The following is a 22837-nucleotide window of genomic DNA, read 5'->3' on the forward strand; positions in this document are numbered from 1 at the left end:
CGACGACGGCGCCGGGCCGGCGTCGCCGCCGGCACCGGCCGGACGGAACGCCAGCATGCGCAGCACGCTCATCTCGAAACCCGCGCGCGGGCTGGGCGCCAGCGGCAGATCGCGACGGCCGTTGACGCTCATCTGGTACCACAGCTGCACGACTTCGGGCCGCAGTTGTTCGGCCAGGGCGTCGACATCGACGCCGTCGGCCTCGACCGCGGCCTCGGGCACGAGCTGGCGCACCTGGACCCGGTGCAGCGCGTCGGCCAGGGTTTCCAGCACCCCGCCCCAGTCGGGCGAGAACTCGGCCAGGGTTGCGACCTCGTCGAGCAGGCGCTGGCCGTCGCCGTCGGCCAGGGCGGCCAGGACCGCGCCGACCCGGGTCCGGTCGACCGTACCCAGCATCGCAGCGACCGCCGTTCCTTCCAGGCGCGCGTCGCTGCCGGCACCGCTGTAGGCGATGGCCTGATCCAGCAGCGACAGGCCGTCGCGCAGGCTGCCGTCGGCGGCCTTGCTGAGCTGGCGGATCGCGGCCTCGTCGACCGGGATGCCCTCGGCGGCGAGGATCCGGGTCATCTGCCCGGAAATCTGCTGCTCGTCCAGGCGCTTGAGGTTGAACTGCAGACAGCGCGACAGCACCGTCACCGGCAGTTTCTGCGGGTCGGTGGTGGCGAGCAGGAACTTGACGTGCCCCGGCGGCTCCTCGAGCGTCTTCAGCAGCGCGTTGAACGCCGACTTCGACAGCATGTGGACTTCGTCGATCAGGTAGACCTTGACCCGTCCGCGGCTCGGCATGTACTGGGCGTTGTCGATCACTTCGCGCACGTCGTCGACACCGGTGTTGCTGGCGGCGTCGATCTCGAGCAGGTCGATGTAGCGGCCGGCGTCGATGTCCAGGCAGGCGTTGCACTCGCCGCAGGGGTCGGCCGAGGTGCCGCGCTCGCAGTTCAGCGACTTGGCGAAGATGCGCGCGATCGTGGTCTTGCCGACGCCGCGGGTACCGGTGAACAGAAAGGCGTGGTGGACGCGCCCGGTGCCGAGCGCGTTGGTCAGCGCGCGCACCACGTGTTCCTGCCCGACCAGCTCGGCGAAACGCTTCGGGCGCCACTTGCGGGCGAGGACGAGATACGACATCGGATCCTTTGCGATAAGGCGTTCTGACGGGCCGGACGCGGTGCGCACGACGCCGTCCGGGCGCTCGCGACGGAAGCCGGGAGCGAAGCGTGAACGAACCCCCACATTGTGCCACGCCCCACCCCCGCGCCCGAGCTTCGGCGCCCTCCCGCGGCAGCCCCGAAAGCCTCAGCTTGTTACCGAACCCCGCCGCAGCTAGAATCCCCGGCTCTGCACGGCCCGCGACAGCGCCCGCACAGATCCCGGAGAGGTGTCCGAGTGGTTGAAGGAGCACGCCTGGAAAGTGTGTAAGCGTCTAAACCGCGCTTCGGGGGTTCGAATCCCCCTCTCTCCGCCAGATTACGAAACAGCCCCTGACGACCTCAGGGGCTTTTTCGTTTGGGGCGTCGGCAACGCGCGTCGCCGGCCGGCCGCCGGGAAGCCGGGCCTCGGCACCTCGGTGGGCCTACACGCCCATGCGGGAGCACGCGCGGCGGCATGAAGGCCGCCATCGAGGGTTCCATGCCATGAAGAGAACCCGGCCGTTCCACCCGCCTCGATGCATCAAGATTCTTGATCGACCGCCTCCAGGCTCGGACAGCCAGACCGGGCGTCGCCCATGCAGGCACCAGGAGAGGGATTCCTAGGTGAAGGACAAAAACAAAATCGAAATCCAGCTCGGCGAAGACGAGCTCAGAGAGATCGCGCTGTTCGCAGCGACCTGCGCCCGACGCGTGCTGCCGATCTTCGAGGTCGCCTGCCCGAACGATCAGCGCCCGTGGGACGCCATAGCGGAGGCCGAAGCTTTTGCCGCGGGCGACAAGCGCACGGCGACCTTGCGCGCCCGTGCCTGGGCCGCGTATGCGGCCGCTCGCGAAACCAAGGACGCGGCTGCAGCCAACGCCGCGCATGCCGCCAGTCACGCCGCGGCGGCCGCCTATCTGCATCCCCTCGCCACCCCGCATCAGGTCAAACATGTCCTCGGCGCAGCGGCTCATCAAGCGCTGGTGCTCGAACTCGAAGCCGGAAACGACATCGCCGTCGGTAAAGAACAACTGCACTGGGCGACGAATCTCGCATCGCCCGCGGTACGTGACGTCTTACGACGCCTGCCGCTCCCGCCTCATGGCCGCGGACGTTTCAGCGAGCTTTTGAATGAGCTCGATGCTCAATTACGGGATTGAAGACGAGATCGGGATACTCGTGGTTTGCGCGGGCACCCGATCCACTATGAATCGCGAACTCAGAATCAATCCGGGCAAACCGTCTTGATCGGCAAGCCGTCCTTGTAAGAAAAATACTCCCTGCAGTCGCGACTGCCGCGCTTAACTTGCCGCACACCGACATCACCAGTCGATACGAACTCGAACAGGCTCGTGCTGCCGTCCTGATTCCAATCCATGTCGACCCAGGAATAGCCCTTGTCCAAGGCAGCTACCGAGCGAAGCGTTAAATAAAGCACCAAAGCAAAGCAGGCTGCGATAAGGAACCACCCGGCCACCCCGGATTTGCTCATACCTTGCGTTCTGACCTTAGCGCTCATTGAATAGTCGATTTCTCAGTTCGCTGGAACGTGAAAACCACAAGCAAACGCCGGCAGAACGCTTTCTGAATCACATATGGGCGTCAGCGTCGAGACCAATCTCAGCCTGCCCTGACAGCGGCAGCTGCCGAAGCTATCGTCAATAAGTGAACGACTCCGAACACAAGCCATTCGCGCGCATTGAATGTGGCCATCATAAAAAATGGATTGCGAGAAACTGGGTTTCGTCCCAGCCTCTTGTTATTCAGATGAAAGACGAACTTAGCCCCGACTACCGGAATGAGCATAAAAATAGCCATAAACACCAGTTGTGCATCTGGCATTCTGCCGATGACGTCGAACACCTGAGCTACTGGATCCATACTCAACCTATCCACCCTATATCTTGGCGCTCCGACGTTCAGTGCGACTCCGCCGAGGGCCTGACAGTTCAGCTCCAGAGCCCGATACGCGGCCTTTAATCTATCCCGTCGGCGCCCGAAGCACCTTAGGAGTGCTCACCTGCTCGGGCGAGCAGATTTACGATGTTCAACGCTCTCCGGCTTGGCCGTAGGCAGACAATATTTCCCTCAGAAAATCCCGTTGCCACCAGAGCGGAGCGTCGCTCGCCAGCATTTCGGCGATCCGCTCCTCGCTGATGACGTAGTCGAGGATCCCGCTGTCTTTCGATGACCAGCGCCCCCAGGTGTCGTCGTCAAATGCGGCCAGAACGGCAAAATCCTCGCCGATCTCTTCATACGCCACCCATTTCGACGGCATAACACTCACGGCAACGACCGCGCGAAAAAGATCGAGCTCGCCCTGCATTAGATGGAGCGTTATGTCTCTTAATTCACCCACGGTGGCCGCGGAAAAAGCCAGATCTTTCGAAGCCTGGTCAGCCAGGCGAACGACTATCGTCAAGGGAGCGTCAGTTGTAACACCATCATCCTCCAGAATAAAATCGAGAAATTCACGAGTAGACAATACCCCTGACTCGACGATGAAAAACCCCTTAAGAGCTTTATTGTTGAACACGTAGCTGGGGAATTTTTTCTGCCAGTCAATCGCCTCCTCCAGCTTGGCGACCCTCTCATTATTCGATGCCAACGATAAGGCCATATAAGTACTCCAGGGACATCAGACCCCTCAAAGCGATCAGACAAAGATTTATCGGACCATCCATATGATCAGAGCGAGTAGAGCCCTAGGTTATCCAGCTCACGCTTCGATGCCCTGGCCCGCCAATTGGTTCAGCCAAGACTAATTCCGACTTTGGCGAGGCAGGTGGAGAGCCCTTTGAGATCAAAGTACTTCCCGCCGCCAGGGAAAATGCCCCCCTTTTCTCCTGAATTATAAAAGGAGAGTTATTCGTACCCGGAGAACTTAACAACCTCCCGATCGCTTTTTCTTACCCAAACTTCTCCGCCGCCCCCAATAATACGGCGATCCCTCAATCTAAAGACAACCACATAACATTCGCCACTATCGCCTATCCCGACATCGTAGTTATTAATATTCCTTATATATCGAGACAAATCAGTATTCCTGGCAGGCTCCTCGCCCAGCTTTTGAATAAATAGCTTTCTCGCGACCTCGCCAGCATCAAATATGGCAGAATTATCCGCTGCTGAAATGGAAAATGAACAAACAGCTAAAGACAGAAAAATAAATGCACCAAGAAACTTCCTAAACATGACTCACCCTCCATTAATGAAAAATCTCTTGACTGCATCAAAGCCCGCCTTGATCGCAACCGCAAGCATCTGAGTTATTCGCACCCGGCTTAGGCAGCAGACTCCAAGGATAAGCAGTACCAGTACTCGAATATTTGATTATACGGCCGGTCGGGGTGCCGACCCATGCGAAATCGGGATAAATGCCACTTATATCTTGCTTTATGAGTTTTTCATCATCAAAAGCAGGCCCGGATTCAGCGCCATGAGTGTGATACACCCCCATCGCTCTATAGGGCCTGTCCCCGGGAATAGCCGAGTGCCTCTCACCTTGACGGGGCTTAGTATATGAGAATAGCCCACTCTCTCTCTTATAAACCCAGCCCGTATATTCAAGATCTTCCTTTATAGAAAGGGGGTTTATGTCAGCAACGGCATTCGCAGCTGCTAAATCCATTGTTTTATAACAATCCCCCGGAGCTAACCCAAAGAAGTCGCCAGTAGATAAAGGACTGGCGTTGGCATAGACATAGGTTCCTGCGCCCCCATCCAGCCCAATCGGATCACTCTGCACATACCGACCGGTAGCCGCATCGTAATCCCGGAAGTAGTTGTAGTTCAGCCCCGTAGCCGCATCAAAGCGCCGCCCCCGGAAACCGCATATTGAACACGAACGCGGTGCCGTCCAGGTCCGAGTCCTGATTAGGCACCGAATCTCGATGGCACTTGAGCTTCCGTCGGCCTGGGCGAGCGGCTGGCATTGTTGTTCGAGGCCGTGGCCAGCCTGCCCAGCGACGAGCAGCGCGTCGTGCAGGCCGTACTCGATGGCCTCATCGGCAAGCACCGCACACGGCAACTCGCCGAGCAATACGGCGCCTCAGGCGGCTAAAACAAGAAGCCCCGCACTTGACGGGGCTTCAATACTTCAATGCGGCCAGTCGAGACCCGCCTTACGCGGGTTCAAGTCAGGCAGGCCGTTCGACGCGCAGTTGGGTAAGACGGTATTTACGTTGCTATAGGGCGGAATTCATTCCGCCTTACACGGGTTAAACTTACTGAAGTCCTGCCTCAATGGAAGCAGGTACCAGACTACATGCAACTACATTATTGGCTAGGCTTAATGCGGCACCATACCCCTTGGGATCAGCGCTTTCGAACTCAACACTGACCATGTTGCCAGAGTCATCGAAATCGGATACCAAAAGACTGCGCCTCCCTTCTGTTTGAATTACATGCACCGCCCGCCCTGGGGAGGAGGCAATCCTTTCTGAGGTTGAGTTCGGCTCAGCGCCGAATTTGCCAACAGCAATTTTCAACTCCGCGCCGTAAGCCAACAATTCGCCAACCGTGGGATAACCGCGCATACCATTACGAAGCGCACCGCGAATGATGCCCGCGCCCCTTAGGCACACTCCATAGTACGTGCTCAGCGGATATAGGCTCGTCGAAAGCAACTCCCTGCTTGTCAGGCGGGTGCTCGCTGACCGCTCACCCTTAACCTCCTGATTATCAGAGTTAGGCTTGGTGCAACCAGACAGGAGCAACACGGCACCTATCACGATGTACTGGATCAATTGCACTCGCATCCCTCGACGTTCCACCTTTCACGCAGTCTCGCAATATCCCACGCCGAAACGCTGAACGCAGGCACCGTGCTGTAATTGCCGAAAACCGAGCCAGAGTGGCTTCCGACAGGGGCTAGACGGAAAGGTGCTCTGACCCGGTTTTTTACTCTGGAACGTAGTGGTCAGCATCTACTCCTGCTGCCGCTTTTTTTGCATTGCGGCCTGTTCCAGGCTCTCACCGGTCACAGCCCAAAGTCGTAACAAGCTGAATCGGCGTCTTCCTGGGCGGAAATTTCCAGCTTTCGACTCGATTTCGGGACCGCACGTCGCATTTTACGTTCTTCGACGATCTCTTAAATCTGGCGTCGGAGACCTTGCCAGCCGGCGAGACAGTAAACTCGATTTTCACCGCAGAAGCAGAGGTCGGAACAGGCTTCGAGTCGCCTTTATTAACGGGTGCTGGCGCAGGATCTTTCGAGCTCACCAGCGAAAGTAGATCAATGGCGGGCCTTTGCTCCACGAAACCTTTCCCGAATGCTTGCCCACAAGGATTTTGTCCTTGTCGGGGGATCCATCGGTTCCCGTACGAGGAGTGATCTGCCAGTTGGAGCCCTGACTAACTGGTGCATCTGTCGAGCCACAACCGCCGATGTGCCGCTCACAATAGAATAGAGCAATGGCGCCGGCTTGATTCTTTGTAACTCCAGCTTTCAGATCGATCGAGCCGACCTCGTCTGCCAAATCGCGTTCTGCTGTTTTGATTTCTTGCGCGTTTGCGAATGTGCAAACGCTGAGCATCAGAACTGCCAATGCAGTTTTCATCAGTTCACCTGTGCACGTAAGGGCCTTGGCTTTTCACCACGCGCTTCACGGCTGAAAAACGTTACTTCTTAGGCGGGGTCGCGACCACTGGAGCCAACTGCGTGGTGGACACGTATGCATTGCGCAGTGGGTAGCCGAGTGCCTTGCGAGTAGGGTTTTCGACCAACTCGACGTTGTCGCCAAGCATATTGGTCCCGCCGATGTTGTCGTTGTATCCAAAAGCGTGTCCAACCACTTTGACGATCAGCCCGGTCGGATCCGAGTAACGGGTGGGATTGCTGCCAGCATATGCATAGAGGCTGATATCGCCACTCAAACCGATTAGATCGGGTTGCGAGTATCGTCCCCTTTCGGGGCGTACCCGTGCCGTGCCCGTAGAACTCGATCTGTATGTTGCCGGGGGCGCCGCGGACTATCGCGCGAACCGGGTCAGAGCAGCTTCCCACAGACGGAAGGGTGCTCTGACCCGGTTTTTTATAAATAAGAAATACGAAAGTGTTCGCGGGCGAACTAAAAACTCTTCGCCCTTCTAGATCTTTCACCGAACACCCAAACAAGCCAGAAAACAACACCCGATATGATGCCAATTAGGCAATTCCCAATGAAGTCCCCAAATTCAGGCCAGCCTGGGAATCTGATTACTATCGTTGCAATTATGCCTATTATAAATCCCGACAAGGATGAGGATAAAATATTAATCATCCCAAACTTATCAAGGATTAATATGGCCGGCCCACCAATTAGCAGCGAAAAGGGGAGGGTAAAGAAAAAAGCTACAGGAGTAAGTCCCGCAACAGATCCCAAAGTAGGTCGGCCGTCGTAAATCGGAGTCAAAGCACTTAGTGTTATGGCCGTGAATAGAGTTGCAGCACCCACGCCAATGATGGCGGTCAGCATCTTGTTCATGATTATAAACCCTATTTGGTGCATCGGCAGTCAGAAATCAGCTCGCGCATCTGGCCTCCCCAAAGCAGATCATTCGCAATAGCCGGGATTAACGGCCCAATAATTCGTGGAGCCTGACTGAGACTCGTTCCCTCGCCATATGTGTGCGCGTTAGCACTGTCAACGGTGCGCGCAACATACCCCCATACGAACAAACTGTTTGCATCCGTTATATTTACAATCAATGGGCGGCCAGTTCTGAGATCTCTTGTCAAATATGATGTCACGAAATTGTCTTGATTTAAAACGACCGCGTTATTTCGCGCCCCCTCCTTGGTGGCCGGGTTCGGGGAGCCAGGAGTTGGATTCTGCACAAGCTTCTGCATTACGTCCGCCGGGTTTGCGCAACCAATGGATTCAACCTCATGATATTTGTGATAGCGCCAGAAGTCGTTTTTGTATCCAATTTTTTCAGGAAAATCAGCTGAGCTAGGCAGCGTAAACGCCGGGCCATTTGGGTCGGGATAAAAACACGTCACTCTTCCATTTTTCGAAACGCAATCCAAGCCAAAGGGATCTGAGCTTACAAGCGGATCATTCGCCACATACGCATATGTACTGACACCCCCATCCAGCCCAATCGGATCACTCTGCACATACCGCCCGGTAGCCGCATCGTAATCCCGGAAGTAGTTGTAATTCAGCCCCGTAGCCACATCAAAGCGCTGCCCCGGGAAGCGCATGTCGAACACGAACGCGGTGCCGTCCTGATCCGGGTCCTGGTTCGGCGGGTTGTTGCCGAAGGCTTCGCCCTTGGCGTCCCAGGTCCAGACCGCGAGGTTGCGGCTCGGGTCGATCACCGCGCGCGGGGTGCCCAGGTGGTCGGGTTGCACGTAACGCAGGGTCTGCGCGACGCCGGCGCCGACGACCAGGCCGACCGGGGCGTCGCCCAGCCAAATGGCCTGCTGCTTGGTCGCGCCGTTGGCGTCGTAGTCGCCGAGCCAATGGCCGGCTTCGTCGTACAGCGTGTAGCCGGTGATCGCACCGGTCGCGTTGTCGGCCCGCGAGACTCGCTCGCCCTTGGCGTTGTAGCGGTAGCTGGCTTTGACCACGCCGGCTTGTTTGACCTGGCTCATGCGGTCGTTGGCGTTGTAGACGAATTCCCTCGCCGTACCGCCGATGCTGGTGGTGTTGCCGACCGGGTCGTAGCCGCGGCTGACGCCGCCGACGTTGCTCAGGCGGTGACTCGTACTCGGGTAGGTGTAGCTGGTGGTGATGCCGCCATGCAGCAGGCTGTTGCGGTTGCCGGTGGCGTCGTAACCGTAGGTCTCCAGCGGCGTGCCGGTCGGGCCGTCGCGGGTGATTTTCAGCCTGCCCAGCGTGTCGTAGTCGTACTTGGCCAGAGCGACACTCTGCAGGCCGTCCTTGAGTTCGGTCAGCTCGCCGACTTCGTTGTAACCGTAGGCCAGCGACAGGCCGCCCGCGGCGCTGTCGAGGATCGTCTTGGCGCGGTAGTCCTGATCGTAGGTGCGAGCCAGGCTGCGGCCGTTGCCGTAGGTCCAGCCAGTGGCCGGGCCGAACGGTTCATACGCCGCATTGTTGAGCAGCACCGTGCGCACGCCGCCGGCCGGCTTGATGCCGACTTCGGTGACCTGGTCCAGGGTGTTGCGGACGTAGTCGACGAGGGCGTTGTCCGGGTAGGTGATGCTGCGCACCTGGCCCGAGCTGGTGTAGGCGTAGCGCAGGGTGAAGCTGCGGGTGCCGACCGTCTGCACCTTGCGCACGAGCTGGCCCCAACGGTCGTAGCAGTACTTCAGCTCGGTGCCGTCGCTGCGCATCGCGGTCACGCGGCCGAGGGCGAAGTTCTCGCCGGCGGCGCAAACCGAGTTGACCGTGTCGTAGTCGTATTCGACGTCGGCGGCGCCGCCGCTGTACGAGATCGTCTTCGGCCGATTCAGGGCGTCGTAGGTGTAGGTGTGCGCCTGGGCGTCGTTGGCGTCCTGCTTGCTCGCGAGCAGGCCAGCGCTGTTATAGCCGTAGGTGGTGACGCCGGTGTCCGGGCTCGACAACTGGATCTGATCGCCGAAGCCGTTATAGCCGTACGTGGTGTTGAGGCCCTTCGGGTCGGTGACCTTGGTGACTTGGTCGAGGGCGTTGTATTCCAGCTTGGTCTCGACCGCGAGGCCGCCGACGTCCTGCAGGGTACGGCTCAAACGATCGAGCGGGTCGTGGTCCTGGTTGGTGACGCGGTTGAGGGCGTCGGTGGTCAGGTCCGGGTTGCCGTCGGTGTCGTAGCTGAAGCTCGTGGCGTGCGCCAGCGAGTCCTTGGCGGTCTGCAGTTGCCCCAGGGTGTTGAACACGCGCGACAGCGTGCGCTTCAAAGTACCGGAAGCCGTCTTGGTGTCTTCCTGCTTGCGGTTGCCGGCCAGATCGAGGGTGTACTGGATCTTGTTGCCGGCCTTGTCGGCCACGCTGGTCAGGCGCTGGGCGGTGTCGTAGGTGTAGGTGATGTAGGCGCCGCCCGGCGGGGTAATGCGCTTGACCAGGCCGGTCGGCCAGTACTCGACCCGGGTGATGCGGTCGTCGGTCTCGACGCTGTTGTCGGCGCCGCGCACCTTGGTCGCGGTGAGCCAGCCGCGCGGGTGGTACTCGTAGTCCGTGACGATTCCGTTGGCGTTGACGACCGATAGCGGGCGGCCCTGCGGGTCGTAGCCGAAGGTCTCGGTGCTGCGGCCCAGCGCATCGACGACCTTGCGCAGGTCGCCCTTGCGGTAGGTGCACAGCGCTGGCTGGGTCGCGCAGGTGCTGTCGTCGCTGCCGTAGTACTGGAAGGTCGTGATGTCGTTGACATCCGTCCGCGGGCCATCGACCGACTTGACCAGACCCAGGATCGGGCAGGTGCTGTTGCTCGCGGCCACGTCGGCCGCTTCGCAATAGGCATAGGCGGTCGTGCGGGTCTGGTTGCTGACCGTGTCACGTACGGTGACCGTGACCGGCTGCAGACGCGCGTTGCGGACGATGCGAGTCTCGCGATTGCCGACCTGGGTCAGCAACGTGCGGTTGCTGGCGAGATCGCGACGTTCGACGCTGCTGCGTTCCTGCGCCAGCCCGACTGCTTCCTTGACCGTATGCGTGCGCGCCGGTTGCCCGGTGACCGGGTCGTTGGCTTCGGCGTACGTGTGCTTGGTCTGGGTGCCGTTGCGGTCGGTGACGGTGTCGAGGCGGCGGCGGAAGTCGACGGTTTCGTCGTAATACGTCCTGCCGATGGTGCCGCGGGTGTCGGTCAGGCCGCTGACCTTGCGCGGTGCGCCGCTCGCCGGCGACGCGGTCAATCCATAGGTGGTCTGCCGATCAAGAGGATCGGTGACGATGGAACCACCCGTCGAAGGATAGGTCAGGGTGACGCGGTCGGCATTGCCGGAATGGACGCTCAAGGTCACCCGATTCTTGGCATCGTAATTGAACGTACTGTAGCGCTGGCCGCCCTCCGCGGTTACGCCCGTGAGGTTGAGGGGAAACCTCGTATCCTCATAGTGATAGGTCCGCGACTCGCCGCCAGGATAGGTGACGGTTTCGACCTGCCCATTGGCGTTGTATGCATAAGACGCAAGCGCAACGCCGGCCAAACGAATCGACGTGATCGGCGCGTCGTCGCCGCCTGCTGTGTACTCGAACACCAGGCTGCGGCCGCTGTTGTGGGCGATCGCGGCCAGGCGGCGCATGCCATCGTAGCTATAACTCAGGATCGAACCGTTTTCGAACCGCTGCTCCAGCAGGCGGCCGGCGGCGTCGAAACGCAGGACCCGGTCGCTGCGAGACATTACCCATTGCGCACCGTCGGCGACGACCCGATCACCGCTCTGGTCGTTCGCCTCGTAAGCGGCACCGACCAGTGTGAACGCGACCTGCGAACCATCGGCTTCAATGAAACCAATACGGACGGTCGGGTCGGAAGGCGTGGTCGGATCGGGGCCGACCGACAAGCGCAGGTTATGCGAATGCGTCCACCCATAGCCGAATCCCCCGGCAGGCGTGGACGTTAGCGAGTGGTAATGACGATCGAATGCAATCCAGCCCAGATCGAAATCGTGCGCCGGCTCGGACTTGTCCCCGGTTGTCGGGTCGCAGGGATTGCCGACCGGGCACTCGTTGCTCGGCAGCGGATCACTGTAATAGGCCATGTCGAAGCTCGACCCGGCGCCACAGGCATTGAGATCGGTGTTCCAGGTCATGAGCCGGCCGGGGCAACTGGCCGCCCGATCCTTGACGATCTTGACCTGGGTGTTGGTGAGATAACAGGCACCGCCGCCTCCGGGCGCCACCATGTATTTGACGTCGGTAGGCGTGGATTCGCGAATCGCGATCGGGCTGGTCGACCAGGTGAGATCCGTCGTCCAGACCGTCGGCGTGACCGTGCTGGCCGCCGCGCAGCCCTGAGCGACGCTCTGGGCGTCGTAGTCCTGCTTGATGCGGGCGACGATCGCGTCCAGCGAGGCCTGCGTCGGCGTGCCCGACGGGTCGTTGAGCTCCTTGTAGGCCCAGTCGGTCAGGGTCGGTGGCTTGGGCTCGATCGCGTACTTGTAGACGGTCTTGTTGTTGAGCGGGCTCTGGCTCTTGACGTACATGCTCATCGGCGGGCCGCCGAACTGAGCGAAGTAATTCCTGATGCCCTGCTGCATCGCGGCTTCGGTGGTCTGCGGCGCCAGCGCGAGGCTGTTGGTACGCCACAGCTTCACGGTTTCCTGAGCCTGCGCGCCCGAGGCGAGCAGCAAGCCCAGTGAGGCCAGAGTCAGGTTCCAGCCGATACGGGTTCGAGCCGGCCGGCGTTCGGCCTCATTGTCGGCATCCGTTGCGACAACTGTCATCGGTCATTCCTTGTCTATGAATCTTTGGAGAGGCCATGCGCCCGGTCGGTGAGGGAGGACCGCCGGCGCCGGCATGGGGATTCGATATCCGAAAGCGAACCGTCGGGCATCGTGTGCAACTTGATCGGTACTTATGTCTGGGCGGCGACGCGCGGCCGCCGGTTCGAACCGGGGCATGGCTGCGCCGTCGCAGCGGCGACAACGAACACAGGGAAGGTTTCGATTTCGGCGGCGGGCCGTATGACGGCCGTAGCGGCCGCTGTGAGTGCGGGCAAATCCATCTGCGTTGCTCCCTTTCCTTAGGTCGGCAGGTCGATACTACGCCTTCGCGTCTCAACGGCGGCGACGCAAGCTGAGCGTCGGCAACGGCTGCATGCGAGGGCGTGTTCGGCGCTCACTGTAGGCGCAACGGGTTCGCGAAAGCCAGTACAACGCGAGGCCTTTCGGCAGAATTACAAACAGAGACGCCGCGCACAAAATGTCGCGGCTGCGGCGCAATCGCCGCGATATACCCGAGGAGCTTTCGCAGGCCGTCTCGACGCAAGCTAAATAACGGATGACCGGCATCCATTCGATGCGGCTCGGACACCACGCCAAGGCCTGCCCTCGCCCGGCGTCCCTGCGCATCCACGCCGCCGGCTCAGCATCACTGCACTACTGCCGCAAAGGCGCGAGGGTCACGACGACCGCCGCCAGAACGCGACCGCGGACTCACTAAGACGGATCGTTACAAACGCTGTGGCCGTTGTCCGGGAAAACTGGGCCGTGCATCGCATCAGCCATGACAGGCGGCGCCTAGATTGCGCGCGACGTTCGCGACCGTACGTGCCGGTATCGCCTCCGCCGCGATTCGCGACCGTCACGTCATGCCCGATCCGGGCACTTACCTAGGATGCCTAATGAGCAAGAAAACCACGAGTTCCGATGCAAGCGCCGATGCCAGCCCCCATTCGCGCTCGCGCCGCAAGTTGATCGGCGCGGCCGGCATGATCGCCGGCGCCGGCGCGGCCGCCGCGGCCACCACCGCTGCCTCGATCGGCGGTTCGATGTACCAGAATGAACCCATCGGCGGCGCGCCGGCCCCGCGCCGCGACGGCGCGTTCGCATCCACCGCGCTGGTCGGCACCGACCCGGGCCGTATCAACGTCAAGGACTACGGCGCGGTCGGCAACGGCAGCACCGACGACACCGCCGCGATCGAGCGCGCGCGCGATGCGGTGTTCGCATCCAGGAACGGCAACGGCTGGCTGACCCATCACTTGTATTTCCCGGCCGGCATCTATCGCGTGACCAAGGCCGACGTGCTGCTGCCCAAGGGCCCGGACACCGCCAAGACCAAGATCAACGGCTATGTCATCGAAGGCCAGGGCAAGCGCAGCTCCGAGATTCTGTTCGACGCCGCCCCGAGCGGTGGCGATGCGTTCGCCAATAATCTGCTGACCGCCTACGGCCGCCTGCGCCAATTGCGCGTGCGCGAGATCAGCTTCCGCGCCGCGCGCCCGGGGCTCAACTGGATCTATTGCTGGGCTTCGGTGGCCGGCGGAACCAACCAGGACTTCGCTTTCGACGACGTCGAATGGCGCGGCCCGTGGAACCGGGTCATCGGCCTGGACGGCCCGGCCGATTCCAATCTCAACTCCGAGTGGTCCTTCAATCGCTGCCACCTGGCCAACGATGTCGTGTTGGGCGACGCCTTCCTGCATTCGGGCATGACGCCGACCCACAGCCAGCAGGATCAGTTCCTGAACTTCTGGTTCCGCGACTGCAAGTTCGAATATCAGAGCGGCACCCTGCTGCGCTTCGCGCGAGGCGGCTACATCAACGTCTACGGCGGATCCTGGATTCAGTGCAACGAGACCCAGGACATCCCGTCGGTGTTCTTCGATCTGCCGCCGGGCCCGCATAACAACACGGTCAAGACACTGATCGTGATGGGCGTGCGCTTCGAGCTGCGCCACGCCAAGAGCAAGCTGATGAATTGCGGCTGGGATGCGGCGAACGCGAACCTGACCTTCATCTCTTGCACCGATGCGGCACGTTCGTTCCAAAGCCACATCGGCCCGCCGTCGATTCCGGTGACTTATCGGCCGCGCAACGGCGACATGCCTTACGTAAAGTGGCAGTCGTGCCAGCTGATGGGACGCCATGAGTCGTTCGCCACGGTCAATCGCGAGCGTCTGGTCTTCGAACAGTGCCACACCTTCAACTACCCGATGGCGCAGTTCCTGGTGCAGAAATAAGCGGTGCGGCGCGGGGCGGACTCGCCCCGCGCCGTTGTCGAAGCCGGCGCACGGATCGTTCGCGGCGAGCCGAACCAGGCGCGCATCCGGCTACACGTAGCCCGTCGCCAAGGCGCGCGCCCAATCCGGCCGGTCGTTGCGCAAAGCCCGTTCGGCTTCTGCGTCCCAGTCGTAGTCCACCGTGAGCAGTTGCTCGTTCCACTCGCCGTCGATCCGCTCGACGATGGCGTAGCGCGCCTGCGGCGAACCGGTCTCGACCCGGTGCGGATGCGGATGCTCGCCGGTGTAGGCCTGCAGGCCGACGCTGCCGGGATTGACGATCAGGCGGCCATCGTCCAGGCGCAGGCTGCGCGGCACGTGGGTGTGTCCGCACAGGATCACGCGCGCGTCGGCATCGCCGGCGCGTTGCCCGGCCTCGTCCAGGCTCGCCGGGCGCATGCCGTGCTCGTCGACGGTCTCGATGAAACATTCCAGGTCGCTGCGTGGCGTGCCGTGGACCAGCAGCACCTCCTCGTTCAAGCGCAAGGTCGACGGCAGGCTGCGCAGCCACTCGCGCTGGTCGGGGCGGATCTCGGCGACGGCATGACGGTCGGACGCGCTCATGCGCTCGGGCGGGTCGTTCAGCACCTGGCGTTCGTGGTTGCCGGCGATGGTCGGCCAACCCAGCGCGATCAGGCGGTCGGCGGTTTCGCGTGGCCGCAGCGGGCCGGACAGCAGATCGCCCAGATTGACCGCAAGCGCGACGCCGCGCCGCTCGATATCGGCCAGGACCGCATCGAGCGCTCCCAGGTTGCCATGAACATCGGAAATGACGGCTATGCGCATGTCCGGATTCTAGCGCCGGGGCCGCTTGGCCCACGCGGCCCCCGGGCCAGGCGCCTCCCCAGGTCGAGGCCACGGGGACGCGGCCGCCGAGATTGCGCCGCGATGACGGCTTCAGGCAGAATAGTGGGCTCTCCGGTCGACAACCGGGTCGTCCCACGGACCACCCGACTGCCTACCGGAGCCGCGAAAGCGCTGCGGCGCCTTCGTTCTCTATGGTGGCCCCGTTGGCGCCTCCGCGACGATAAGTTGAAAATCCCGCCAGGGCCGGAAGGCAGCAACGGTATCGACCGATTCGGGCGCCGGAGTCACGCTTGCGGGGCCGCCGCCTTTTCGGGCCCTGGCTTTCCGGCCGTGGTTTCGCAGCGGCGGTCCGTCGCGCCTCTGCCCTGCCCGCTCACATCGCCCGATAGGCCTCGGCCAGTTCCTCGGTGAAAACCTCGAACGAAGTCGGCGTGGTGTTGCCGGGATTGCGCCCTTCCAGCGACCGCACCTTGCCGGCGCTGATCGTATGCGCGAGTTCGACGTACAGCGCCGCCAGATCCGGGGCGAAGCCGCCCTGTATCAGCGCATCCAATGCCTCCCGCCCTTCCAGCCGCACATAGGCCAAGTCCGGCAGGCCGATGCGTTGGCCGAGGATGCGCGTGGCTTCGGCATAACCGAGGTCGCGCTGACCCAGCAGCTCGCGCACCACCTGCCCGTTCCAGTCGCGCGCCAATAAGGCCTGCGCGGCAGCATCGCCGATGTCGCGCGCAGCGATCATCGGCATGGCGAAATCGGCGGCGAAGGCATCGCCGTTGAAACCGAGCGCACGGACGACTTCGAGCGAGCCGTAGAAATTCTCCATGAACGCACCGGCGCGCAGGACCAGCAGATTCACGCCTTCGATATCGCGCAGGCGCTGCTCTTGCCGCCGCATGCTCATGATCGGGCCGGTGCCCACGGCCAAGTCGGCGCCGAGGCTGCTCAAGGCGATGCAATGGCGCAGGCCGCTGCGCCGCAACGCGCTCGCGATCGCTTCGCCCTGGCGGTCCTGCGCGGCATCGTAGCCCCGCGCGCCGAGTTCGTAAGGCAACAAGGTATACGCCGCGTCCGCGCCCTTGAAGGCATCGGCGAGGAAGCCGGCATCGGCCTGGTCGCCGGCGCGGATTTCGGCGCCGGCCGCAGCGAGCGGCGCCAGGCGCTCGCGCGAACGGCCCAGTGCGCGCACCGGCGCGCCGGCCTGCAGCAGTTGTTCAACGATGCGATGGCCGGTGCGGCCGGTGGCGCCCATGACGACGTACATGACGATGCTCCCGATGGATGCGCGGCGATGCGCTGCGCTTGGGCTTACTTTCCGCCGCTCGCCGCTCCAGGCCCATGCCGGCGCGTCTGGGTTTCTTGATCGCGCGTCCACGGATGCGGTGCGGGCGTCTGGACCGCCCGCGCCAGAGCGGCGCACACTGCGCCTCATGAACGCTCCCGACGCTTGGTCTCCGGTCGATCCACTCGGCGAAGCCCTGCATTCGCTGCGCATGAGCGGCGCGTTCTACTGCCGCTCGGAGTTCACCGCGCCATGGGGTCTGGCGCTGCCGGCGATGCCGCACAGCCTGATGCTGCACGTGGTCACCGAAGGCGAATGCTGGCTGCAGATCGAAGGCCACGAACCGCTGTTGCTGCAACCCTTCGACCTGCTGATGGTTCCGCACGGGCTCGGCCACACCCTGGTCAGCCGGCCCGGCACCCTGGCGACGCCTTTGTTCGACTTGCCCCGCGATTATTCGGCCGAGCGCTACGAAGTCATCCGCCAGGGCGGCGGCGGCGCGGCCACCGGCCTGGTCTGCAGCGCGGTGCGTTTCGACCATCCCGCTGCGCACCGCCTGATTTCGTTGCTACCGGCGCTGATCCACATCCGCAATGCGCAGGCGCAACCGAACGGGGTGCATACCGAATGGATCCGCAGCACCCTGCAATTCGTCGCCGCGGAGGCGCGCGACCTGCGCCCAGGCGGCGAAACCGTGATCACCCGCCTCGCCGACGTGCTGGTGATCCAGGTCATCCGCACTTGGATCGAACGCGACCCCGCGGCGCAGAGCGGTTGGCTCGGCGCCCTGCAGGACCGCCAGATCGGCCGCGCGATCGCCCAGATCCATCGCGAACCGGCGCGCGCCTGGACCCTGGCGTCGATGGCGCAGATCGCGGCGATGTCGCGCTCGGCCTTCGCCGCGCGCTTCAACGAGCTGGTCGGCGAGCCGGCCATGCATTACCTGGCGCGGTGGCGCATGCAAGTCGCCCTGACCTGGTTGCGCGAGGGCGACCGCGCCATCACCGACATGGCCGAGCAACTGGGCTATCAGTCGGAAGCGGCCTTCAGCCGTGCCTTCAAGCGGGTCATGGGGATCGCGCCGAGCGCGGCGCGACACGGCATCGAGGCCGCGCCGAAATAAAAGGCGTTGCGGACGCACGGACGATGCCGTCCGACGCCATTCAATCCCCGAGCAGCGACAAGGCCAGCGCATCGGGCTCGCGCCCGGTCTTCCAGTAGGCGATCGGTTTCCAGGTCTTGCGGTCGATCACCGCGACCTCGTCGCCGCCGCTGATCGCGACATAGACCCGCGGACGCTTCGGGTCGGCCACCACGCCGATCGGCAAGGCGGCGCGACCGAGCAAGGTGTCGCGGTACTCGCTGCCTTCGCGCGACAGCGCGATCGGCGCCAGCGCTTTCTTGCGCCGCGCATCGAACACCGACAAGGTCGCCGCGCGTGCGTTGCTGACCAGGGCGTGGCGGCCATCGGCCGTAAACGCGACACGAATCGGGAAGCCCGGGCTCGGCAAGGTCTTGCGCAACGCGAGCGTGCGCGCATCGTGCACGGTGACGGTACCGGCTTCGCGATTGCCGACCCAGACTTCGTCGCTGCCGGGCCGTACCGCGATGCCTTCGGCGCCCTTGCCCGCCTCGACTTCCGCGCTCTTGGCATTGCTGTTCAGATCGACGCGACTGACAGTGCCTCGGTCGATCTTGCTGACGTAGGCGGTCTTGCCGTCGGCCGACACCGCGACCATGTGGCCGCGCCCCTCGCCCATCTCGATCTCGGCGACGACCTTACCGCCGGCCAGATCGATGCGCAGCAGATGACCCGAGGCCTCGGTGGTCGCCAGCGCTTCGCGATCGCCCGGCAGGAAGCGCAAGCCATGCGGGCGGCCGTGGCGGCCGAGATCGATGATGCGCGGCGGCTTGCCGCTTCGCAGATCCAATACGCTCAGCGTATTGCCCGGCGTTTCCCGGCTGCCGTAGTTCGCCACCAGCGCGGTGGCGCCGTCGTGGCTGACCGCGATTTCGTGCGGCGCCTGGCCGGTGGCGAATTCGCCGAGCTTGCGGCCATCGTCGAGCGACAGCCGCCAGACGGTATCGGCGGATTTGTTGCCGACCAACAACTCGCCCGAAAACGCCGGCATGGCGGCGGCGAGCAGGAGGATCAGGCATACGACACGGGACATGACGGCTCCGGTGATTCGCTGCAGGAGATTGAAGCTAGCTCAAAACGATGGCGGGACCCGTGTGGCTGCAGCGGATCGGAAGGAAGCCAAAACCAGCGCAAGGATCACCGCCTCGATGCGGATCGCCGGCCCGGCCTTACGCGGGACCGGTTGGATGTAGCCAATCCGCATCCCCATCCGCATAGCGCTCGTGCTTCCAGATCGGCACCCGCGACTTGGTCTCGTCGATGATGTAACGGCAGGCGGCGAAGGCGGCTTCGCGATGGGCGGCGCTGACCCCGACCCAGACCGCGAGTTCGCCGATCGCCAGGTCGCCGACGCGATGCACGCAACGCGCATCGACGATGGCGAAGCGCTCGATGGCTTCTTCCAGCACGCGCTCGCCTTCGGCCAGGGCGAGTGCGGCATAGCTTTCGTAACGCAGGCCGGCAACAGCGCGGCCGCCGTGGTGGTCGCGCACCCAACCTTCGAAGCTGGCGAAGGCACCGGCGCGATCGCTGAGCAGCTGCGCGCGCAAGGGCGCGATTTCGAAGGGGCGCTCGGACAAGGCGAAACGCGTCATTTCAGCCTCCCGAGACCGGTGGGATGAAGGCGACTTCGCTGCCGGCGCGTGGCGCCTCGTCCCAGCGCGCGAAGGCGCCGTCGACGGCGACGCGCAAACGCTCGACCGGCAGGACGAAGCCATGGCGCTGACGCAGCGAGTCGTACAGCGCGCGCAGATCGGCCGCGTCGGCCTCGACCGATTCGCTGGCGACGCCGGCGGCATCGCGCAGGCTGGCGAAATACAGCACGGTCAGCCGGCTCATCGCTCGTCTCCGGCCCTGCGCTTCGCCTTCGCGGCGAAGTCGCGCTTGCCGCCGCGCTTGCCGGTCAACTTGGCCGGCCCGAGCACGATGCCGTGCGACAAGGCCTTGCACATGTCGTAGACGGTCAGGGCCGCAACGGTCGCGCCGGTCAGCGCTTCCATCTCGACGCCGGTGCGGTGGGTGGTCTTGACCTCGCACTCGATCATCAGGCTGTTGTCGCCATCCCAATCGATGCCGAAACGGCAGCCGTCGATCGGCAGCGGATGGCAGAACGGGATCAACTCATGGGTGCGCTTGACCGCCATCGTGCCGGCGATGATGGCGGTGTCGATGACCGCGCCCTTCTTGCTCTTGAGCCCGCTCGCACGCAGTTGCAGCGCGACCGCCGCGGGAAAACGCACGCGGCATTGCGCGACCGCCTCGCGGGCGGTCACCGACTTGTCCGACACGTCGACCATGGCCGGGCGGCCGTCGCGGTCGACATGGGTAAGGGAAGGTTTGGATTTCAAATCGCCAGACTCCATCGCAGTCCGTGCCCGGGATCGGATGGGCCGAACAGGAAATGCAGGACGCGCCGCCGCCCCTGTGGCCGGCTGGCCTTGGAAGAAGCATGCAACAGCAACGGTCGCATGATAAGCAGATCGCCGGGCTGCGCGGTGCATTGTGTCTCGCCGCGGTCCTCGCGCAGAGCGCCGGCCCTTTGCGGGCTGAGCTTTCCGACCCTGTGCGAACCCGGCACCACGCGCAACGGCCCATCGGAATCGGTACACGGATCCAGGTGGATGCGCACCACGGTCAGCCGCTCCAGGAGCGCCGTCGGCGGTTGGACGAAATGCGAGCCCTCCTTATGCGACCAGCCCGAGAGCGCCTCGTTCGCGACTTTCTCGGCGACCGGGATCGACAAGTCCTGATGCAGGGCGACTTTCCAGTTACGCGATTGGCTTTTGCGGAATAAGGTGCATTGCACGGCGACCGCATCCTCGGCCAACGCGCCCAGGTCGCGAAGCCGCAGGCGCAGCGGCGCCACTAGCGCCCGGCACCATGCGCGTCGAAGCAGATTGCGGGTGCCCGCATCGTCGCCATCGCAGGCGTCCAGATGAGCCACCATGGCAGCGACGTCCACCGCAGCGAGCACACCGGGCAGACGAAGAAAGCCTTGCGCCTCGAGCGATCCGGACAGCACGGAATCGGAAGCCGCAACGGGGAACGGCTGGATCGCACTGCCTGCTAACGACGGCATCACAACTCAGCCGCCGATCAAAAACATCTCGACGTGGCGCTTGGAGCGCGGGGCGTCGAGGGCGCGCAATTCGCTGTAGCGGTCGCCGCGGCGCGACCACAGCCCGGCCAGGCGTTCGGCGAAGGCGGCTTCGCCCAGCGCCAGCGACGGCCGCAGGTCGGTGCCTTCGGCGGCGAACAGGCAGGTATACAGCCGGCCATCGGCGGACACCCGCGAGCGATGGCAATCGCCGCAGAACGGCGCGCTGATCGAGGACACGAAGCCGATCTCGCCCTGGCCGTCGGCGAAGCCGTAGCGCGAAGCGACTTCGCCGCGGTAGTTGGCGTCGAGCGCGCGCAGCGGCCAGCGCGCGTGGATGCGGTCGCGCAGGGTCTGCGAACTCACTACGCCCTCGGCGCTCCAGTCGTTGCAGTTGCCCACGTCCATGTATTCGATGAAACGCAGCACGTGGCCGCTGCCCCGGAAATGTTCGACCAAGGGCAACACCTGGTCTTCATTGACGCCGCGCTGGACCACGCAGTTGATCTTCAGCGAACCGAAGCCCGCCGCGCGTGCCGCGGCGATGCCTTCGAGCACGTCGGCGACTTCGCCGCGGCCGCCGGACAGACGCCGGAAGCGCTCGGGGTCGAGCGCGTCCAGGCTCACCGTCAGGCGGCGCAGGCCGGCCTCGCGCAGCGCCTGCGCATGGCGCGCGAGCAGCGAGCCGTTGGTGGTCAGCGCCAGGTCTTCGATGCCTTCGATGCGCGCCAGGCGCGCGACCAGTTCGGGCAGGCGCTTGCGCAGCAGGGGCTCGCCGCCGGTCAGGCGCAGTTTGCTGACGCCGACGCGGACGAAACCGCGCACCAGGGTTTCGATCTCGTCGAAGCTCAGGCGCGAGGCCGCATCCAGGCCGTAGTCGTCCGGCACGCGCTCGGCCGGCATGCAATAGGGGCAGCGGAAGTTGCAGGCCTCGATCACCGACAGGCGCAGGTCGCGCAGCGGCCGGCCGTGGAGATCCAACGGCATCGGCAGCGGCGGCAGACCGGGGGCGGCACTCACGAAGGCGGCATTCACTAGGACGGCAGTTGCGTAACGGTGGGTTCGGCCAGCTCGATCGCCTCGCCCGGCCTACCGACACGATACCCCCGCGCCGCCAGTACGTCGCCCTCTTCGCGGCTGCCGTAGTGGTAAAGCAGGCAGCGATTCAGCAGTTCGCGCGAGTATTCGCGCTCCAGATCCTCGATGCCGCTGTGCGATGGATTGCCGTACAGGGCGCAATCGTGGGCGATCAGTTCGCCGGCATCGGCGTATTTGGCCAGTACCTCGGGGATCGGGCGGGTGTCGCCGGTCCAGATGGCGCTGCCGCGCAGGCGCAGGCCGAAGGCGCTGTCGGGCCAGTGGTGGCGGGTCGCGAACACCTCCAGGCGCAGGCCGCCGTGCCAGAAATGGCCGCTGACCGGCACCAGCTGGAAGGCGTCCCAGAAATTCACCCCGCCCTCGGCCAGCACGTTCGGGTAGTCGGCCACCCGCTGGTGCAGCAGCGGCACCACCGTCGCCGGCACGTACAGCCGCACCTTGCCGCGCCGCTGCGGGTCGAAATAGTGGGCCACGAACAGGCGCTCGAACCCGGCGATATGGTCCAGGTGGGTATGGGTGACGAACAGGGCCTCGGGCATCCGGCCGTAATGGGCCAGGAACGCGGTCAGGCCCTCGCCGCCGCAATCGATGGTGAGCCAGGGCTCGCCGTCGCGCTCCAGCGTAGCCATCGCCGACCCCAGCTCCACCGCCGACGCATTGCCGACGCCATGCAAACGCAACCGCCAAGTCATGCCCG

Annotated in this window: 21 protein-coding genes, 1 tRNA gene, 1 other RNA gene and 4 pseudogenes; 6 read left to right on the plus strand and 21 right to left on the minus strand. The window is 63.5% G+C overall.

What is annotated here, in order from left to right; all coding sequences use genetic code 11:
• A pseudogene (gene dnaX / locus GLA29479_RS21525) lies at positions 1 to 1125 on the minus strand (DNA polymerase III subunit gamma/tau); the annotation flags it as partial.
• Between the two features lie 244 nt (positions 1126 to 1369).
• Between dnaX and GLA29479_RS21530 the strand changes: the two are divergent.
• Together GLA29479_RS21530 and GLA29479_RS21535 are read left to right on the plus strand one after the other, a co-directional pair.
• Positions 1370 to 1462: transfer RNA gene (locus GLA29479_RS21530), tRNA-Ser, on the plus strand.
• A gap of 289 nt (positions 1463 to 1751) precedes the next feature.
• A complete protein-coding gene (locus tag GLA29479_RS21535) occupies positions 1752 to 2288 on the plus strand; it encodes a putative immunity protein (RefSeq protein WP_211265009.1) in 537 nt (178 codons plus the stop codon).
• Positions 2289 to 2353: 65 nt separating this feature from the next.
• Here the strand turns inward: GLA29479_RS21535 and GLA29479_RS21540 are convergent, their stop codons facing one another.
• The 6 genes and pseudogenes from GLA29479_RS21540 to GLA29479_RS26195 form a co-directional block, all read right to left on the minus strand.
• Entirely contained in the window at positions 2354 to 2647 is a 294-nt protein-coding gene (locus GLA29479_RS21540; RefSeq protein WP_057918625.1) for a hypothetical protein, read from the minus strand.
• A 101-nt stretch (positions 2648 to 2748) separates the two neighbouring features.
• Positions 2749 to 3009 (minus strand): hypothetical protein, encoded by a 261-nt coding sequence (locus GLA29479_RS24905; protein WP_144436679.1) that lies wholly within the window; start codon positions 3007 to 3009, stop codon positions 2749 to 2751.
• A 166-nt stretch (positions 3010 to 3175) separates the two neighbouring features.
• On the minus strand, positions 3176 to 3748 hold the full coding sequence (locus GLA29479_RS21545; protein WP_057972813.1) for a hypothetical protein: 573 nt from the start codon (positions 3746 to 3748) through the stop codon (positions 3176 to 3178).
• 245 nt (positions 3749 to 3993) lie between these two features.
• On the minus strand, positions 3994 to 4323 hold the full coding sequence (locus tag GLA29479_RS24910; RefSeq protein ID WP_144436680.1) for a hypothetical protein: 330 nt from the start codon (positions 4321 to 4323) through the stop codon (positions 3994 to 3996).
• A 37-nt stretch (positions 4324 to 4360) separates the two neighbouring features.
• Entirely contained in the window at positions 4361 to 4759 is a 399-nt protein-coding gene (locus tag GLA29479_RS26190) for a DUF4329 domain-containing protein (protein ID WP_144436799.1), read from the minus strand.
• Between the two features lie 24 nt (positions 4760 to 4783).
• Positions 4784 to 5018 (minus strand): annotated as a pseudogene (locus GLA29479_RS26195) (RHS repeat-associated core domain-containing protein); the annotation flags it as partial.
• Between the two features lie 44 nt (positions 5019 to 5062).
• Here GLA29479_RS26195 and GLA29479_RS26025 point away from each other — a divergent pair.
• On the plus strand, positions 5063 to 5191 hold the full coding sequence (locus tag GLA29479_RS26025; RefSeq protein ID WP_282955889.1) for a hypothetical protein: 129 nt from the start codon (positions 5063 to 5065) through the stop codon (positions 5189 to 5191).
• Positions 5192 to 5354: 163 nt separating this feature from the next.
• On the opposite strand, the gene GLA29479_RS24925 is transcribed toward GLA29479_RS26025, so the two are convergent.
• The 5 genes and pseudogenes from GLA29479_RS24925 to GLA29479_RS21550 form a co-directional block, all read right to left on the minus strand.
• On the minus strand, positions 5355 to 5888 hold the full coding sequence (locus tag GLA29479_RS24925) for a hypothetical protein (protein WP_169795717.1): 534 nt from the start codon (positions 5886 to 5888) through the stop codon (positions 5355 to 5357).
• Positions 5889 to 6347: 459 nt separating this feature from the next.
• Positions 6348 to 6689 carry a hypothetical protein gene (locus GLA29479_RS25480; protein WP_169795718.1) on the minus strand — a complete coding sequence of 114 codons (342 nt, stop codon included), beginning with the start codon at positions 6687 to 6689 and terminating at the stop codon, positions 6348 to 6350.
• 61 nt (positions 6690 to 6750) lie between these two features.
• Positions 6751 to 7035, minus strand: a pseudogene (locus GLA29479_RS24025) (RHS repeat-associated core domain-containing protein); the annotation flags it as partial.
• 164 nt (positions 7036 to 7199) lie between these two features.
• The gene (locus GLA29479_RS24935; RefSeq protein ID WP_144436682.1) at positions 7200 to 7595 is read right to left on the minus strand and encodes a hypothetical protein; all 396 of its coding nucleotides are present in this window, start codon (positions 7593 to 7595) and stop codon (positions 7200 to 7202) included.
• An 11-nt stretch (positions 7596 to 7606) separates the two neighbouring features.
• Entirely contained in the window at positions 7607 to 12439 is a 4833-nt protein-coding gene (locus tag GLA29479_RS21550; protein WP_248842774.1) for an RHS repeat-associated core domain-containing protein, read from the minus strand.
• A gap of 899 nt (positions 12440 to 13338) precedes the next feature.
• Here GLA29479_RS21550 and GLA29479_RS21555 point away from each other — a divergent pair.
• Positions 13339 to 14679: a glycosyl hydrolase family 28-related protein gene (locus tag GLA29479_RS21555; protein ID WP_057918628.1), complete on the plus strand. Its 1341-nt coding sequence runs from the start codon at positions 13339 to 13341 to the stop codon at positions 14677 to 14679.
• 90 nt (positions 14680 to 14769) lie between these two features.
• Here GLA29479_RS21555 and GLA29479_RS21560 read toward each other — a convergent pair whose 3' ends face one another.
• Entirely contained in the window at positions 14770 to 15504 is a 735-nt protein-coding gene (locus tag GLA29479_RS21560; RefSeq protein ID WP_057972815.1) for a metallophosphoesterase family protein, read from the minus strand.
• A 222-nt stretch (positions 15505 to 15726) separates the two neighbouring features.
• Between GLA29479_RS21560 and ffs the strand changes: the two genes are divergently transcribed.
• An RNA gene (gene ffs, locus GLA29479_RS24030) (signal recognition particle sRNA small type) lies at positions 15727 to 15823 on the plus strand.
• A 75-nt stretch (positions 15824 to 15898) separates the two neighbouring features.
• On the opposite strand, the gene GLA29479_RS21565 is transcribed toward ffs, so the two are convergent.
• Complete coding sequence (locus tag GLA29479_RS21565) at positions 15899 to 16786, minus strand: NAD(P)H-binding protein (RefSeq protein ID WP_057972816.1); 888 nt, start codon at positions 16784 to 16786, stop codon at positions 15899 to 15901.
• A gap of 166 nt (positions 16787 to 16952) precedes the next feature.
• Between GLA29479_RS21565 and GLA29479_RS21570 the strand changes: the two genes are divergently transcribed.
• Positions 16953 to 17927 (plus strand): AraC family transcriptional regulator, encoded by a 975-nt coding sequence (locus GLA29479_RS21570; RefSeq protein ID WP_057972817.1) that lies wholly within the window; start codon positions 16953 to 16955, stop codon positions 17925 to 17927.
• A 40-nt stretch (positions 17928 to 17967) separates the two neighbouring features.
• Here the strand turns inward: GLA29479_RS21570 and GLA29479_RS21575 are convergent, their stop codons facing one another.
• The 7 genes and pseudogenes from GLA29479_RS21575 to GLA29479_RS21605 form a co-directional block, all read right to left on the minus strand.
• Positions 17968 to 18978, minus strand: coding sequence for a cytochrome D1 domain-containing protein (locus tag GLA29479_RS21575; RefSeq protein WP_057972818.1), 1011 nt, complete (start codon positions 18976 to 18978; stop codon positions 17968 to 17970).
• A 136-nt stretch (positions 18979 to 19114) separates the two neighbouring features.
• A complete protein-coding gene (locus GLA29479_RS21580; RefSeq protein WP_057972819.1) occupies positions 19115 to 19540 on the minus strand; it encodes a molybdenum cofactor biosynthesis protein MoaE in 426 nt (141 codons plus the stop codon).
• A gap of 1 nt (position 19541) precedes the next feature.
• Entirely contained in the window at positions 19542 to 19784 is a 243-nt protein-coding gene (locus GLA29479_RS21585; protein WP_057972820.1) for a MoaD/ThiS family protein, read from the minus strand.
• Positions 19781 to 20308 carry a cyclic pyranopterin monophosphate synthase MoaC gene (gene moaC / locus GLA29479_RS21590; RefSeq protein ID WP_057972821.1) on the minus strand — a complete coding sequence of 176 codons (528 nt, stop codon included), beginning with the start codon at positions 20306 to 20308 and terminating at the stop codon, positions 19781 to 19783. Before moaC ends, GLA29479_RS21585 begins: the two co-directional genes overlap by 4 nt.
• 65 nt (positions 20309 to 20373) lie before the next feature.
• Positions 20374 to 21024 (minus strand): annotated as a pseudogene (locus GLA29479_RS21595) (phytanoyl-CoA dioxygenase family protein); the annotation flags it as partial.
• Between the two features lie 6 nt (positions 21025 to 21030).
• Positions 21031 to 22029 carry a GTP 3',8-cyclase MoaA gene (moaA, locus tag GLA29479_RS21600; protein ID WP_057920133.1) on the minus strand — a complete coding sequence of 333 codons (999 nt, stop codon included), beginning with the start codon at positions 22027 to 22029 and terminating at the stop codon, positions 21031 to 21033.
• 47 nt (positions 22030 to 22076) lie between these two features.
• Positions 22077 to 22832, minus strand: coding sequence for an MBL fold metallo-hydrolase (locus GLA29479_RS21605; RefSeq protein WP_057918635.1), 756 nt, complete (start codon positions 22830 to 22832; stop codon positions 22077 to 22079).
• Positions 22833 to 22837 lie beyond the last annotated feature (5 nt).

Origin of the sequence: Lysobacter antibioticus, assembly GCF_001442535.1 — a bacterium.
Taxonomy (GTDB): domain Bacteria; phylum Pseudomonadota; class Gammaproteobacteria; order Xanthomonadales; family Xanthomonadaceae; genus Lysobacter; species Lysobacter antibioticus.